This is a genomic window from Romboutsia maritimum (assembly GCF_002251085.2).
Classification (GTDB): Bacteria; Bacillota; Clostridia; order Peptostreptococcales; family Peptostreptococcaceae; genus Romboutsia_B; species Romboutsia_B maritimum.
The window spans coordinates 1-797 of record NZ_NOJZ02000094.1 but is presented as its reverse complement, the minus strand read 5'-3'; the positions used below and the strand labels follow the sequence as shown (position 1 = coordinate 797).

Below are 797 nucleotides of genomic sequence, written 5' to 3'. Positions count from 1 at the left end.
ACAAGGTAGCCGTATCGGAAGGTGCGGCTGGATCACCTCCTTTCTAAGGAGAATTACCTACTGTTTAATCTTGAGGGTTCATTTTTGAACTTCGTCGCTTGAGATTAATTTAATTGTGTTTGTCAATTAAGCTAAAAAACAACTTAAAAATGACAACTCACAATTCAAATTAATCTCTTCGCTGGAAAGTTTCAAAAAATGAAGTTTGGCGATGGGGCGAAAGACCTAAAATCAAAAACCTTCTGTTAGTACTTTGAAAACTGAATACATTTAGTGATATGACATCATTTTAATATATAATTATGAAGAAGATAACTTCTAAAAATATCAAACTTTGATAACTGGTCAAGTTATTAAGGGTGTAGGGCGGATGCCTTGGCACTAGGAGCCGATGAAGGACGCGATAAGCTGCGATAAGCTTCGGGGAGTTGCACGTAAACTTTGATCCGAAGATTTCCGAATGAGGAAACTCACTTAGAGTAATGTCTAAGTATTGTTAAGTGAATACATAGCTTAATGAGGGGAACCCGGGGAACTGAAACATCTAAGTACCCGGAGGAAAAGAAAGAAATTCGATTCCGTAAGTAGCGGCGAGCGAACGCGGAACAGCCCAAACCAGTGAAGTTTTCTTTGCTGGGGTTGAGGACATGCGACATGGAAGCAATATTGTAAACGAAGAGAGTTGGAAAGCTCCGCCATAGAAGGTAATAGCCCTGTAATTGAAACGAAAAAGCTACTAGCATGATCCAGAGTACCACGGGACACGTGAAACCCTGTGGGAAGCAGGAGGGACCATC

Annotated in this window: 1 rRNA gene; it reads left to right on the top strand. The window is 40.8% G+C overall.

Annotation, left to right across the window (positions count from 1 at the left end):
* Nucleotides 1-343: 343 nt before the first annotated feature.
* Nucleotides 344-797: ribosomal RNA gene (locus CHF27_RS13990) — 23S ribosomal RNA — on the top strand; the annotation flags it as partial.